Origin of the sequence: Psychrobacter sp. CAL346-MNA-CIBAN-0220 (assembly GCF_040309805.1) — a bacterium.
Lineage (GTDB): Bacteria > Pseudomonadota > Gammaproteobacteria > Pseudomonadales > Moraxellaceae > Psychrobacter.
The window spans coordinates 1-14,793 of record NZ_JBEOPF010000005.1; the positions used below are offsets into that span (position 1 = coordinate 1).

The following is a 14,793-nucleotide window of genomic DNA, read 5'->3' on the forward strand; positions in this document are numbered from 1 at the left end:
CTCAGAAGTGAAACATCGTTGCGCCAATGGTAGTGTGGTTCGCCCATGTGAGAGTAGGTCATCGTCAGCTCTCTATTTATAGATAAAGCCCCCTTTGCTAACGCAAAGGGGGCTTTTCTTTGCCTGAAAGAAAAATTGAAGATTCAGGATTATTAAAATAAGTCGTTCGTCCCAGCTGCTATATCAAATTCGAATCCTAACTGTTCTCCTCTATATTGTCTCATATGTTCAATACGTTGTTTACGCCCAACAATTAGTCGCAATACATCACGGCGTTGCTCCGTTGTCATACGGTGCCACAGTTGGCGCTCAGGTCGGCTGCGTAGGCAGCCAAAGCAATACCCTTTTTTATTGCTTTTACAAATGCCAACGCAAGGATTGGCAATGTCAAACAATTCAAATTGTTGAGTCATATCTGTTTTGTGCCTATTGCTATAGGATCTTTTTCTTGTACCATACTACCGTCAACATCATATTTATTGAGCCACTATTAAATAACAATAGAACTTTTAGTTATTATTATCGATGGTGACTGCATGCTATGCTGAGCTGTTAAGGTTTCTTTGTAGTCATTCTAATATCATAACAAAATTAATAAGTGAGACAATACGTGAATATTGTTTACATTCATGGGTTAGATAGTGATTCTAACTCTACTAAAGGTCAGTTATTGGAGCGCTATTGCGAGCAGAACCATCCTGATATTACTGTATTACGACCTGATCTAAATAAAAACCCTGCCCAAGTATTTGATCAACTAATTACTTTGATAGCTGCTTTGAACAAGGAAGTAAAAGATAAAGCCAACGATAAGGAACAACGTTTATCAAGTACAGTATTAGTAGGTAGTTCTTTAGGAGGGTATTATTCAACCTTAGTTAGCAACTATATGAATTGTCCAGCATTGTTATTGAACCCTAGCATTGAACCGCATATCACTTTACAGCGTTTTTCTATCAAAGCCACTTCCTTTGATATTAGCAATAATACAGAGCTAGAAGAACAGGTTTTTTATACTACTTCAGGTGGTTGGGCAATATCTAAGAGGGATATAGACTGGTTCGCTGAGCACCAATTATCAATTAGTTATCCTCAAAAAGTCGCTGTTTTGATTAAAGAGGGAGATGAATTACTAGATCCTTATAAGTCCGCAGAATTTTATCAACAGCAAGGTGCAGCCGTGACCTTACAACCGGGCGGTGATCATAGATTTAGTGACTTTGCTGAACAACTACCTATGGTAATAGAGATATTACGACAGCTACGATAATTCAAAAATAATCTATGACTTAATAGGTTACTGCCTCCAAAAGAGACGACATCATATGACGTGAGCTATTGACTACTAACGCAAATATTGATGTTTTTCGTTATAATGATCCAATACAATTATTTGTTTGTGAGTATTTAAGGAAGCCTTTGTGAGTCAATATAATGCGCAATCGTTAGAAGTTCTGGAAGGGCTAGAGCCGGTACGTCGTCGTCCTGGAATGTATACTGATACCACCCGGCCCAACCATTTGGCGCAAGAAGTCATCGATAACGCGGTTGATGAAGCGTTAGAAGGGTATGCTAAGACCATTAAAGTTCAACTATATGAAGACGGGTCGCTATCAGTAGAAGACGATGGCCGTGGTATGCCAACTGATATTCATCCGGAATTTAATCAGTCTGGTATTGAGCTGATTTTGACCCGTTTGCATGCTGGTGGTAAATTCTCGACTTCTAATTATCAGGTATCAGGTGGCTTGCATGGGGTGGGCATTTCAGTGGTCAATGCTTTATCGACGCGGCTTGAGGTCACGGTATGGCGTGATAGTACGCAGTTTGATATGGCACTTGAAAATGGTATGCCAGTGACACCCTTAACTGAGTCTGTAAGCTCAAATAAGCGTAAACGTGGTACCAAAGTGCGCTTTTGGGCAGATGGTAGTTTCTTTGATATGCCTAAGTTTAATATTAAGCAACTCAAGCATAATTTAAAAGCCAAAGCCGTGCTAGCAGCAGGGCTGACTATTGAATTTATTGATGATATCAATAATGAAAAGATAGTTTGGCAGTTCACTGATGGTGTCATTGAATATTTAACCGAGCAACTAGATGGTCTGGAGACGTTGCCAGATGTGCCTTTTTATTATCAGTATGAGGCTAAAGAGGGTGCCCGTGCGGGTATTACCTTGGCACTGTCTTGGCTGCCTGAAGGTGGCGCGCCTATTCAAGAAAGTTACGTGAACCTTATTCCTACCGCGCAAGGTGGCACACATGTGAATGGTTTACGTACCGGTATTTTAGAAGCGCTACGCGAGTTTTGTGATATTCATAATTTACTACCACGTAGCGTAAAGCTGACTGCAGAAGATGTGTGGGATGGGGTAAATTATATTCTATCATTAAAGTTTTCTGAACCGCAGTTTTCAGGTCAAACCAAAGAGCGTCTGTCTAGTCGTGAAGCGGCGGGTGCAGTGCAAACCTTAGCAAAAGATGCCTTCAGTTTATGGCTCAATCAACACGCTGATTTGGGTAATCAAATTGCCGAACTAGCAATTAATAAAGCGGGACGTCGGTTGAAGTCTGCCAAAAAAGTTGCCCGCAAAAAAATTACTCAAGGCCCAGCCTTACCCGGTAAATTAGCAGACTGTCGCGGTGATTTGCGCGATGGTGCAGAGCTCTTTTTAGTAGAAGGGGATTCGGCCGGTGGTAGTGCCAAACAAGCCCGAGATCGACATTATCAAGCGATACTACCGTTACGTGGTAAGATTTTAAACACCTGGGAGGTATCCTCTGATACGGTACTATCAAGCCAAGAGATTCATGATATAGCCATTGCTATCGGTGTGGACCCGGCTTCAACTGATTTATCTGAGCTGCGCTACGATAAGGTATGTATCTTGGCTGATGCTGACTCCGATGGCCTTCATATTGCGACTCTAATTTGCGCATTATTTGTAAAACACTTTCCTGCCTTAGTTGAGGCCGGTCATTTATTTGTAGCGATGCCACCTTTATACCGAGTAGATGTTGGTAGAGAGGTACATTATGCATTAGATGAGTCTGAACTTGAGCATATTTTGGCAGGTGTTCCTGGTAATAAAAAAGCGCAAATTACCCGCTTTAAAGGACTGGGAGAAATGAGTGCTGAGCAGTTACGTGAGACCACAATGAATCGTGATACCCGTCGTTTGGTTCAGTTAGATATGGATGATATGGTGCTGACTAATAATGTTATGGATATGCTGCTGGCAAAAAAACGCTCGGCTGATCGTAAGTCATGGCTTGAAAACAAAGGCAATTTAGCTGATATCGCACTATGAAGCTGTATGTCTGATAAAAATAGTAGGTCTGTAGTATTTAAGCTGATAAGTAAGCAAGTTATCACTCGAGAAAACGCTGCAAAAGTCAATTTAGGGATGCTGGGATAATGCTATGATGGCATTATCTTTTTATTACGTGGTGCCGTTATGACATCCAAGTTTGCAGTTCGTCTCAAATCTAACCGTTCTAAATCTACTTCTTCTAAAGCCTCTCGTTCTAAAGAACTGCCTAGGCTGCGTAAAAAAGACTTGGGCAATTTAGTACCCAAACGTGGCGGTATTATTACGCCTATTGTTGCTTCGTGGATTGTAAGAGCGACAGGGTGGCGTACGGTTGGTGACATTCCAAACATCTCGCAAGCCGTGGTATTAGCGTTACCGCATACCTCTAATATTGACGGTATCTATGCGATTCCCAGCTTATTTTCATTGGATGTACAAATTAGTATTATGGGTAAGCACACATTATTTAAAGTGCCAGTACTTGCGCAGCTTCTGAACTGGATAGGGATTATCCCAATTGATCGCAGTAATAAAGGCTCAGTTTTGCAAGCCAGTATTGATAAGTTCAAGAGTGGCGAGCCATTGTTCTTAGGATTATCACCAGAGGGTACCCGTAAGTATACCAAAGCGTGGAAAACTGGCTTTTATTACTTAGCATTGGGCGCTAATGTGCCGATCTTACCCGTAGCTTTAGATTATAAAACCAAAGAAGTGCGTTTCTTGTCGCTGGTATACCCTACTGGAGATATTGAAGTCGATCTACCAAAAATTTATGAACAATATCGTGGGGTGATGCCAAAATATCCTGAGCGCTTATCGCAGCCACTACAGGATATTAATGATTCAGCACTTTGACACCTGAATTTTTAGATTTATTATTATAAGTTCAAACCGTAAATAGGGTTAAATTTATCCTTTTTTAAAATTGCGGCTGGCCATTGGAGGCACTAACACCGCCATCTACTGGTAGATTGACACCAGTAATCATTGAGGCCTCATCACTGGCTAAAAAGGTGATAGCAGCAGCAATATCTTCAGGTGTTGCAAGGCGTCCAAGTGGACATCTTTCTAGGAACTTATCAGTTTTAGTGTCGTTGTTTTGAATAGCGCTGGTCATATTAGTTTTGGTGACGCTGGGATTAACAGCATTAACGCGCACGCCATCAGCACCGTGGTCCAACGCCAAAGTACGGGTTAAATTGCTGACTCCAGCCTTGGCAGCGTTATAAGCGGCCATATTCCAGTCACCACCAATGCCTGATAGTGAGGAGACGTTGATGATATTGCCTTTTGATGCAATCAGATGTGGCATAGCCGCCTGACAAACATAAAAGGTGCCATTTAAATTGATATCAATCGCTGATTTCCAATCTTCAGCCGACAGCTCAGTAATTTTACCCTGGATAGCTTTGCCTGCATTATTTACCAACACGTCAATTTTATCGAACTTTTCTATTACTTGCTTTATCATCTCTTGTACTTGGCTCTGTACACTAATATCGCAGGTAATCGTTAAGTAATTGTCAGTGTGAATCCATGAGTGGTCTTGCGGAAACTCTTTTGCAGTTGCCTTTAAGGTCTTAGCGGTACGTCCTACTAAAACAACACTTGCGCCTTCATTGGCAAAGCGAATCGCGGTCGCACGGCCAATACCCGAGCCTGCCCCGGTAACAATTACTATTTTTTCTCTAAAGCGTTTCATGATCTCTAATCCTTGTCATCATAAGAGGGTAAATATATAAACAGATTAATGATATAAATCCAGTTCAATAAGCAAACTTTAAAATAATCAATAAGAGCTAGAACGATGATGTCAATATACTTATAGCCATCATAGCAAGTCATTACTATGAAAGCGACTGTGTATAATTGCACTTGTATAGATTATATTTTACAGTGCTGAAGAGCATTTATAATCATAACAAAAATGCGATTATCACCATAAGTCTAAGTAAACGACATCTTATTTTTTTTGATAAAAGAGACTGATATTGCGTCCAAATTGATCCCTACCAAAGCTCATTTTACTCATTTTTTATTAGGAAGTTATGTCCAAAAAAATGTAAGATACTTTAACAAATCCTTTAACTCGGACCCATAAAAAAAGACAGCCTAAGCTGTCTCTTTTAGTTTAGATCATCACTGTTATAAAAAATTATTTATTGTCATCATTGTTGATTCGGTTACTATCAAATCTGTTATCAGATGATAGGTCTGTACTGGTATCCGTGTTGTTGTCACCAGTCTCAACATGAGTGATATCGACAGTGTCAGTACCCAATTTGCTAGTATCAACAGTGTCTGTCGGCAGATCATTTGTCGATACATTAGCAGCAGTAGGCGTCGTCATGGTTGCAGTATTAGGTGTTGCCTCGTGAACTGCATCAGCTACTTTATCAGTAGTGCTAGACGTCGTTTTAGAGTGATGCGTGGTTTGTACTTTTAAGCCAGTACGTTCTTCGTCCATTTTGTCCTGCATTTTACGTAGGAAACGAGCAGCCGCTTCTTGACCACCAAGGCCGAATGATAGAGCGAAAGCAATCGCAACTGCGCCTAATGTTAGACCGAATGCTAGGTTAACAATAGAGTCAGCAATACCCATCGCTTTTAGGCCCATCGCAAGTACTAGGCCCATAATTAATACACGTACGATATTCGCTAAGAACTGTGAGCCTTTTTCAGAGCGCTCAACGACACCAGCAATAATGTTAGCAAGCCAAAAGCCAATAAAGAGTATTATCGCACCAAGGATGATATTGGCGCCAAAGGCGATAAACATGGTGATTATAGCTGAGATCGGTTCAAAGCCAAGTAAGTCAGATGCGGCAATTGCTGCAAATAACATTGCAAAGAAGATAATGGCGTAACCCACTAAGTCAGAAATATTTTTATTACCCATGGTCTCTTGTAGACCGACTTTAGCAGGTAATTGGTTAATTTCAGTATTTTCAATCAAGCCTTTTACGACATTTGCCACCATGCGCACTACATAATAGGTCACAATCAAGATTGCGGCTGCCATAAAGATATTAGGCAATGCTTCCATGATTTTGTTAAGCATATTGGTAGCAGGACGAGCGATGACTTCGATTTTTAGAGCATTTAACGCAGCGATAATCGTTGGGATAATCACTACTAAGAACGCTAATGAACCAGCGATATTCGGTAAGCTGTTTTGTTCGCTAAGACCGGCTTTAGAAGCAAGTTCTTGTACATTAAAGGTAGACACCAGATTGGTCACGATGCCGCGTACGACTTTAGCGATGATATAACCCACCACGAAGACCACACCAGCAATAAGGATGTTAGGAATAAAGCTGAAGATTTTATCAACCATATTGGTCAATGGCGCAAATAAGCCATCAAGCTCTAGTTGACCTAGAACCATGGTCAAAACAATCAATAAGATAAACCAATAAACCATATCAGCAATGGTACTGCTCATAGGTTTGACGCCAGCTTGGGCGCTTAAACGCTCGTCCATTGTGGTTTTAGATAGGGCAGTGTTAATGGCAGTGCGGGCAACCGTAGCCACAACCCAGCCGATTATACCTACTGCAATAGCAGCGATAAGATTAGGGATAAACGTTAACACTTGACCAACCATATTAGCAAATGGCGTTGAAATAGAATTTAAGTTTAATTGATTGAGCGCACCTGAAATAGCAATAACAAAGATAAACCAAAATACAACCTTCGAGATGATACCTTCTAAATCGTAAGCTTTACCCGTTGAAGAGTTCATACGTTGGTTAAGGTTAACTTTGGCCAGTACGTTGCGTACAAGAGCAGCAATACCAAGAGCAACCAGCCAGCCAATAATAAAAATCAGAATAGCGCCGATGATGGAGCCGATAGGGCCGCCAAGATAACCATTAAACGATGTATACATGGGATTCATCCTGTCCTCCTTTAATTATCATATGTCAGCGTTGAGCTATATACCCATTTGCTTAATAGATAGTTATAGATATGTTGTTTTAATTAGAATTATTAATTTTTGCAACGACAGAATAAAATAATTTTCTCAAAATTATAATAACTAACCCTGTTAGTAGAAAATTAATAAGAAAAATCTACTTACTCTGCTGCTACTGGTTGGCTGTACATGATGAAAAATAATGTCAAACTGATGTTAAAAAATTACGCTTGGTTACTTATCACCTTAACTGAGTTAGCTTAGCTGATATAATCATGGGGTTAAAGATAGAAAGCTTAACTTCTCACTATAGTTGTGTGATAAGTTGTTATTTTTCTGGCAAATATTAACAGAGTTCGTACATTAGCCTGATAATTTCATCGTAAACATAGCCCCTAAAACTAAGATTTGCTATGATGGCAAGCAGGTGACATCTCGCCATCATATTTACAATTTGAGAGTATTCTATGAAAAAAATCACTACTTTAACAATCAGTGCGCTGGCCAGTGCTATGCTTTTAGCAACAGGGTGTAGCACCAATAATGGTAACCAAGAAACTGCCGCTAAAAGCGTTTCGGTTACTGAACAAAGCTTAGCGCCTGAAAAAGTTGGTTATAGCTTGGGCTTTATGATGGCTGAAGGTAATAAAGAAGCCGTAGAAGATTTGAATCTCGACACCTTTGAGCAAGGCTTTCGTGATGGCTATGAAGGTAAAGATCCAGCTTTGACTCAAGAGCAAATGCAGCAAGTATTGATGGATTATCAAAAAGAGCAAGAAGAGAAGTTTGCCAAAGACATGAAAACAAAAGCGGCCGATAATAAAACCAAAGGTGCTGCCTTCTTAGCAGCAAATGTAAAAAAAGAAGGGGTTAAAGCGACTGCTTCTGGATTGCAGTATAAGGTACTGACAGCTGGTACCGGTAAAACGCCAAAAGCGACTGACGTGGTAGAAGTGAACTACGAAGGTAAGCTGATTGATGGTACGGTATTTGATAGCTCTTATGAGCGCGGTGAGCCTATTGAGTTCCCCCTAAACCAAGTTATTGCTGGTTGGACAGAAGGTTTACAGCTGATGAAAGAGGGCGGTAAATACGAGTTTTATATCCCAGCTGATATCGCTTATGGCGAAGCGGGTAACTCAGGTATCGAGCCTAACAGCACTCTAATCTTCACCGTTGAATTGTTAAAAGTAAAATAACGTAACATTAGACTCTAATATAGAAAAAGCCCTCATATGTTTAGTATGGGGGCTTTTTTTGAGTTTAGGTCTTCTTAAATGTAGTGATGGTTATAGCGTTTTTTGGAACACTTTAGAGTTGCGACCGTTATGATATTTCTCTTGACGCGTTTCAGGTAAGGCGCTGGCGTCAACCTCAGCAAAACCTTGCTCTACAAACCAATGCGCGGTACGAGTGGTCAATACAAACAATTTATGTAGACCATGGCTACGTGCTTGTTGCTCTAAAAATGCCAGTAAATCAGCGCCGCGACTGCCATTACGATATTCAGGATGTACTGCCACACAGGCAACTTCTGCTGCATCGGCACTTAATGGATATAGTGCTGCGCAACCCAAAATCATTCCATCGCGCTCAATGACACTGTAGTTATCAATCTCTTGTTCTAAGCGCTCCCGCGAGCGACTGACCAAGATACCTTGCTCTTCAAGAGGCGTTAAGAGCTCAAGCAGTCCGACCACATCATCAATATTAGCACAGCGAATCTCTTCATAAGGATCGTGGCTGATCAAGGTGCCAGAACCATCACGGGTGAATAACTCTTCTAATAATGCACCATCTTTAGCATAAGAGATAATATGAGTGCGATGCACCCCTTGACGACAAGCATTACTGGCACAGTGCAGGAAATAATTAATCTCATTATTTAAATCACGTCCTCGTAAGAAGCGATCTACTTCATTTGGAATCATTTCACGTAAGAGACGATCATCATCATTAATGTCAGCTTCCTCGCCGAGGAAAATTAGCTTATCAGCACCGAGTGCTACTGCCGCACTAAGCGCCACGTCTTCTGCCAACAAGTTAAATACTTCGCCCGTTGCTGAATAACCCATTGAACCCAAAATAACGATATGATTGTGCAGTAGGTTGTTTTTGATAGCATCAACATCTATTGAACGTACTTCACCGGTCATCTGATAATCAACACCATCCCGAATACCATAGGGACGTGCGGTAACAAAGTTACCTGAGACCGCATCAATACGTGAGCCATACATAGGCGAATTGGCCAGCCCCATCGATAGTTGGGCTTCAAGTTGTAAGCGAATAGCGCCAACCGCTTGTAATATAGAAGGCATAGCTTCCCGCGGCGTCAAACGAATATCTTGATGGAGCGGTGAGGTAATACCGGCCTCTTTTAGGTTTTTTTCAATTTGCGGACGCGCACCATGCACCAATACTAGATTGATACCTAGACTATGCAATAAAGCGAAGTCATGGATAAGCGTACTAAAATTAGGGTGCTTGACCGCCTCACCGCCAAACATAATCACGAAAGTCTTGCCGCGATGAGTGTTAATGTAGGGGGCAGAGTTACGGAACCAATGGACGTATTCAGGATTAATCTGTGGCATGGCGCTAGTAGTCATAATAGGAACAATAGTAGTAGAAAAAAGGAAAGAAAAAGAAAAATTTGTCGAACAATAAAGATTTACCATAGCAAAAAATGTCGTTATGAGCTATCTTTTTATTTCATCGGTAGTAATGCGGTTTTATACACAACCTCAACACGGGGTTAATGTACCTATAAACGCTTTTTGCTATGCTAAGCGCTATTGCTTAATATATGATTTACAACAGTAATGAAGACTATGTTGTATGATTACACAGGGCTACGGTCTAATTATAGTAAGATCTACTACCAGTATAGCGTCTAATTTATCTTTTAACCTACCTCAATTTATCGCCTCAAGATATTAAAATTCTGCCACTACCGTTTTACCGATACCTCAACAAGGAACTATGAAAATCATGAAAAAAAGTAACCATTTTGCCAATCCATTTGTCGCTTGGAGCGGTCATCGCTTGTTTCACGTCGTTGCCGGTACGCTTGTTGGTGTTATGGCAGTTACACAGGCTTCAGCGATGCTGCCAATACCAGAGCCAGCGCTTGATAGTCCGGTCGCGTTACAGACAGCTGCACCTGCCAACACTAGCAGCTTAAGTGCGCAAGCAGTTAACAGTAAAATCACCGCTTCTCTTATAAGCGTTGATACTAGTGGTCAAGAGCTGTTAGTACCGGTCACTGCCAATACGCGCTTGCAATCGGGCAATGTTTTGGAGTATCAAGGTTACTTTACCAATACCAATACTGATCGCGTCCGTAAAATGACGGTCACTATGAGCATCCCTGAGCAAGTTGAGCTGCTGGGCGGCGTTGCGCCTAACTTCCCATATGGCAGCGCTGATGGCAATACTTTTGCTCGTATGCCCTTACGCGGTAAGATTGATGGTCAAACTCAAGAAATCCCTTTGAAATATTATAAAGCGGTACGCTGGGATCTAGAAGGCATTGGTCTAAACGACACGGTAATGGTTAAATATCGTGCGCGGGTTAAATAAAATCGAACGTAAGACTTTTAACCTGTTCTAGCGATGTTTGGAAATTATCCGTATAAAAATATAAAAGCACTACAAATGATGATTGTAGTGCTTTTTTTATGGTATATAAGCCAACAATCAGGCGCTAAAAAGTGGCGTATTTGCTTTTAGATTTTTTAGCAATTAATTGCTTGATGGCTGCAATTTGGGCGTTAGTGGCTTGCATGCCAGCATGAATTAAAGCGTGACGCTGGCTGGTATCTAGAGAGCTAATATGGCCAACGTTTGGAGTAATAATAATATCAGCGCGTTGGCGCTCGTTGTGCGATGAGCGGTTATTGTTGGTCGCATTATTAGTAGAATCGTTGCTGACACTAGTGGCTAAACCAGGCTCGAGTAAGCCCCAAAAGCCACTCAATGAATTAAGAGTAGCTAGTTTATTATTTTTAGGTGTAGTAGCATCAGTCACATCGACCGCAATAACAATGTCAGCCCCTAGCTCGCGGGCACTATCGACAGGCACGAGGCTAACCACCCCACCATCAATATACTTTTTACCGACCGTCTCGGGAATACGCGGGGCAATAAAAATATTAGGCACACTACAGGAAGCTTGTACGGCAAGACCGGCATTACCTGTAGTAAAGACCACCTTTTTTAGGCTGTGCTTTTCAGCAGCGACTGCCGCAAAACTGATAGGAAACGCTTCTATCGGTCGTCCGCCAACATGAGTGTTAATAAAGTTTTTGAGCTTGATACCTTCAATAAAACCTTGGTTGGATAAGGTGACGTCAGTCAATTCGTTATCGGGCGTGGTCAGGGCTAGCCGCTCAAGCTGAGCTGGCGTATAGCCGCTAGCATATAGACTGCCCACTAAGCTGCCAACACTCGTTCCTACTACTAGGGTTGGGGTAATACCATTTTCTTCTAAGGCTTTAATTACTCCAACATGGGCAAATCCCTTGGCACCTCCACCACCTAAAACCAAAGCCACGCTTGGCATGTCGTGAATAGGTAGGACTTGCGCTTTAGGTACAGATGGCATAATGCTACTACAGGCACTGGTAAACACACCCAATGCAATAAGCAAACTGGCACGACGTAGCAATGATAAATGGATCAGAGGGGCTCTAATAGAGTGAGTAATAGCGTAAGCAGTATCATGAGCAGACATAACGTGACCTTTTAGCTTTTAAATTTAAGCGTTCAATACCTAGACGCATCATTACTAAATCGCTTCGTATAATCAAGTCTTTTGTCAGTTATAATAAGAGCGTTGTAGTCATTTTATAAGCCATTGATTATTATGTGGTTACACACTTTCCTGTCGTCTTATTATAATAAAAACAGGCAATTTAAGAGTAATGTGGTCAGGAATCATTGATGCCAATATCTAACAGAAATTTATCTGCCTCTTTGTCAGCTGAACAGCCTGCCTCGGCCATTGATATGCCGGTGACCGCGCTGGCGGGTGTGGGGCCAAAAGTTGCTGAACAGCTCGCCCAATTGGGTATTGCACGTATTTTTGATTTATTGCTGCACTTACCGCGAGATTATGAAGATCGTAGTCGATTGGTCGCAATCGCAGAAGTTGCGCATGGCCAAGCGGCACTGATTACTGGGCGCGTTGTGCATGTTGATAATAAACGTAGCGGTATGACGGTTATCATCGATGATGATAGTGCAACCATATCTTTGCGGTTTTTTAAGGTGTATCCCGGTCTGGCGCAAACCATGAGCCTCGGTACTCAGCTACAACTTTTTGGTGAGGTTAAAGTTAGCCGTTACGGTAAACAAATGCACCATCCTGAATATCAAATTATTACTGATAGCGCCGCTATTGTTAATACTGGATTACAGCCTATTTATCCCACGGTGAAAGGTCTGCATCAAAATAAGCTACGCACTTTGATTAAGATGGCGTTACAGACTATTCGTAGTCAAGGGCTACCGATGACCCTGTTTACCGCTGCTGATTTTGCAACGGTCGCTGATTTACCGCTTGTACCTTTTACTGTTAACCGCTCAAAAACCCCGAAAGCAGATAGTACCGAATCTGAAGATATCTTCTCAGCATTGGCGCGTAGTGTGCCAGAAAATAAAGTTAATAAAGCCAATCCAGCTATTTATGATCATACAAATTATGGTGATAGCCATTATGATTATATAAACAGGGAAGCAGCAGTTAATACAGCAGCTGCTACCAATGCTAACAATGTCTATAACTTAACGATTTTTGAGGCATTGGTGTTGTTACACACGCCGCCTACCTATACCGATGCTGGGCGACAATATACCTTATTAACCCAGCTCACTGCACGCACTCATGCCGCTTGTCAGCGCTTAATTATTGAAGAGCTGACTGCCCATCAGCTCAGTCTATTATATCGCCGCCAGCAACTACATCAGCATAAAGCACCAAAATGCACCATGCAAAGTCTACTGACTGAGCAGTTATTTGCTAATCTGCCGTTTAGCTTAACCAATGCCCAGATAAGAGTTATGAAAGATATCACCGCTGATATGGCAACGTCTATCCCGATGTTAAGACTGGTACAAGGTGACGTGGGCGCTGGTAAAACTTTGGTTGCGGCCGGAGCAGCCGGTTATGCGCTCGATAGTGGCTGGCAAGTAGCGATTATGGCCCCGACTGAAATCTTAGCAGAACAGCATTTGGTTAATTTTAAACAATGGTTTGAGCCCTTAGGCGTTGGCGTCGGTTGGCTGGCGGGTAAGCAAACGGCCAAGCAGCGCCGCGAAGCGTTAGAGGCTGTCGCAGAAAGTACGGTACAAATCGTGGTTGGTACGCATGCGTTATTCCAAGAGCAAGTAAAATTTGCCAAATTGGGCTTGGTCATTATTGATGAGCAGCATCGTTTTGGGGTCGAGCAACGTATGGCCTTGACCAATAAAGGGGTCGCTAATAGTACCCCGCATCAGTTGGTTATGACGGCCACTCCGATTCCGCGTACGCTGGCGATGAGTGTTTATGGCGATATGGACAACTCCATCATTGATGAGCTGCCACCGGGGCGCACGCCGATTACTACTGTCACTATTGATCGTAATCGCCGTGATGAGGTCATTGAGCGTATTGCGTTTAATTGCGAGGCAGGACGGCAAGCGTATTGGGTTTGTTCCTTAGTAGAAGAGTCTAGCGTGCTCGATGCTCAAGCGGCTGAAGCTACTTATGAAGATTTAAATGAGCGCTTAGATATTCGTATTGGGCTGGTACATGGCAAAATGAAATCTGCTGATAAGCAAGCTGTCATGCAAGAATTTAAAGCAGGACAACTGGATTTATTGATTGCGACTACCGTAATTGAGGTTGGTGTCGATGTGCCCAATGCGTCACTAATGGTTATCGAAAATGCCGAGCGTTTGGGTCTCTCGCAATTGCATCAGTTACGTGGACGAGTGGGGCGTGGCTCGACCAAAAGCTATTGTGTATTACTATATCAAAAGCCATTATCTGAAACCGGCATTGAGCGTTTAAGGGTGCTGCGAGAAAGTACCGATGGTTTTGTCATTGCCCAAAAAGACTTAGAGCTGCGTGGCCCAGGCGAGCTACTCGGTAAACGCCAAACCGGTAATGTCGGTTATTATTTAGCGGATCTTATTCGTGATGAGCAGTTATTTGCGATTGCTCAGCGCTTAGCCAAACATTTAATCCAAGATGCTAGCCGTAAGGCGGACGTCAGCCAACTTATTCACCGCTGGATGCCTGAGGCCAGTCGTTATACCAATGCTTGATTGTAATGGTCAACTATTTTTAAACAACTCATAAGAGATTTTCTTAAGACAACAGTTCTTTTCTGCTGGGCCTAAATAACCACTGAAAATCTGAGGTTGAATTGGAACGGAATAACTAAGCGACCCCTAGGATCTATATCACCCCATTTTCATTCTTTTTTATGGCCATACGCCCTTTTTTTGATGTACCGCTTTGTTATATGCTATCGCTGTCAAAAGCTTTCCTGATAGTAAGATAAAGTC

General features: G+C 42.0%; 11 protein-coding genes. 6 read left to right on the top strand and 5 right to left on the bottom strand.

Translation table 11 applies throughout. From position 1 onward, the window contains the following. Positions 1-152 precede the first annotated feature (152 nt). Positions 153-413, bottom strand: a complete 261-nt coding sequence (locus AAEY88_RS10275) for a DUF1289 domain-containing protein (protein WP_350562095.1) — start codon at positions 411-413, stop codon at positions 153-155. A gap of 197 nt (positions 414-610) precedes the next feature. Here AAEY88_RS10275 and AAEY88_RS10280 point away from each other — a divergent pair, with 197 nt between their 5' ends. The 3 genes from AAEY88_RS10280 (at position 611) to AAEY88_RS10290 (ending at position 4,169) form a co-directional block, all read left to right on the top strand. Beyond that, the gene (locus AAEY88_RS10280) at positions 611-1,270 is read left to right on the top strand and encodes a YqiA/YcfP family alpha/beta fold hydrolase (RefSeq protein ID WP_350562097.1); all 660 of its coding nucleotides are present in this window, start codon (positions 611-613) and stop codon (positions 1,268-1,270) included. Between the two features lie 151 nt (positions 1,271-1,421). Beyond that, the gene (gene parE, locus AAEY88_RS10285; protein WP_350562099.1) at positions 1,422-3,311 is read left to right on the top strand and encodes a DNA topoisomerase IV subunit B; all 1,890 of its coding nucleotides are present in this window, start codon (positions 1,422-1,424) and stop codon (positions 3,309-3,311) included. 147 nt (positions 3,312-3,458) lie between these two features. Continuing rightward, positions 3,459-4,169: a lysophospholipid acyltransferase family protein gene (locus tag AAEY88_RS10290; protein ID WP_350562101.1), complete on the top strand. Its 711-nt coding sequence runs from the start codon at positions 3,459-3,461 to the stop codon at positions 4,167-4,169. 64 nt (positions 4,170-4,233) lie between these two features. On the opposite strand, the gene AAEY88_RS10295 is transcribed toward AAEY88_RS10290, so the two are convergent. Both AAEY88_RS10295 and AAEY88_RS10300 read right to left on the bottom strand, forming a co-directional pair. After that, on the bottom strand, positions 4,234-5,016 hold the full coding sequence (locus AAEY88_RS10295) for an SDR family oxidoreductase (protein ID WP_350562103.1): 783 nt from the start codon (positions 5,014-5,016) through the stop codon (positions 4,234-4,236). Positions 5,017-5,469: 453 nt separating this feature from the next. Then, positions 5,470-7,215 (bottom strand): mechanosensitive ion channel, encoded by a 1,746-nt coding sequence (locus tag AAEY88_RS10300; protein WP_350562105.1) that lies wholly within the window; start codon positions 7,213-7,215, stop codon positions 5,470-5,472. Positions 7,216-7,700: 485 nt separating this feature from the next. On the opposite strand from AAEY88_RS10300, the gene AAEY88_RS10305 reads away from it, so the two are divergent. Beyond that, positions 7,701-8,432, top strand: coding sequence for an FKBP-type peptidyl-prolyl cis-trans isomerase (locus tag AAEY88_RS10305; RefSeq protein WP_350562107.1), 732 nt, complete (start codon positions 7,701-7,703; stop codon positions 8,430-8,432). Positions 8,433-8,522: 90 nt separating this feature from the next. On the opposite strand, the gene argA is transcribed toward AAEY88_RS10305, so the two are convergent. Beyond that, positions 8,523-9,845, bottom strand: a complete 1,323-nt coding sequence (gene argA, locus AAEY88_RS10310; RefSeq protein ID WP_350562109.1) for an amino-acid N-acetyltransferase — start codon at positions 9,843-9,845, stop codon at positions 8,523-8,525. A gap of 382 nt (positions 9,846-10,227) precedes the next feature. On the opposite strand from argA, the gene AAEY88_RS10315 reads away from it, so the two are divergent. Next, on the top strand, positions 10,228-10,818 hold the full coding sequence (locus tag AAEY88_RS10315; protein ID WP_350562111.1) for a hypothetical protein: 591 nt from the start codon (positions 10,228-10,230) through the stop codon (positions 10,816-10,818). 124 nt (positions 10,819-10,942) lie between these two features. Here AAEY88_RS10315 and AAEY88_RS10320 read toward each other — a convergent pair whose 3' ends face one another. After that, positions 10,943-11,971 carry a patatin-like phospholipase family protein gene (locus AAEY88_RS10320; protein WP_350562113.1) on the bottom strand — a complete coding sequence of 343 codons (1,029 nt, stop codon included), beginning with the start codon at positions 11,969-11,971 and terminating at the stop codon, positions 10,943-10,945. Between the two features lie 209 nt (positions 11,972-12,180). On the opposite strand from AAEY88_RS10320, the gene recG reads away from it, so the two are divergent. Beyond that, complete coding sequence (recG, locus tag AAEY88_RS10325; protein WP_350562115.1) at positions 12,181-14,550, top strand: ATP-dependent DNA helicase RecG; 2,370 nt, start codon at positions 12,181-12,183, stop codon at positions 14,548-14,550. Positions 14,551-14,793: the final 243 nt, after the last annotated feature.

Bases quoted from the DNA above. Each gene is read 5' to 3' on its own strand.
- AAEY88_RS10275 (WP_350562095.1), bottom strand. From the start codon at position 413: ATGACTCAACAATTTGAATTGTTTGACATTGCCAATCCTTGCGTTGGC.
- AAEY88_RS10290 (WP_350562101.1), top strand. From the start codon at position 3,459: ATGACATCCAAGTTTGCAGTTCGTCTCAAATCTAACCGTTCTAAATCT.
- AAEY88_RS10295 (WP_350562103.1), bottom strand. From the start codon at position 5,016: ATGAAACGCTTTAGAGAAAAAATAGTAATTGTTACCGGGGCAGGCTCG.
- AAEY88_RS10300 (WP_350562105.1), bottom strand. From the start codon at position 7,215: ATGAATCCCATGTATACATCGTTTAATGGTTATCTTGGCGGCCCTATC.
- AAEY88_RS10305 (WP_350562107.1), top strand. From the start codon at position 7,701: ATGAAAAAAATCACTACTTTAACAATCAGTGCGCTGGCCAGTGCTATG.
- argA (WP_350562109.1), bottom strand. From the start codon at position 9,845: ATGACTACTAGCGCCATGCCACAGATTAATCCTGAATACGTCCATTGG.
- AAEY88_RS10315 (WP_350562111.1), top strand. From the start codon at position 10,228: ATGAAAAAAAGTAACCATTTTGCCAATCCATTTGTCGCTTGGAGCGGT.
- AAEY88_RS10320 (WP_350562113.1), bottom strand. From the start codon at position 11,971: ATGTCTGCTCATGATACTGCTTACGCTATTACTCACTCTATTAGAGCC.
- recG (WP_350562115.1), top strand. From the start codon at position 12,181: ATGCCAATATCTAACAGAAATTTATCTGCCTCTTTGTCAGCTGAACAG.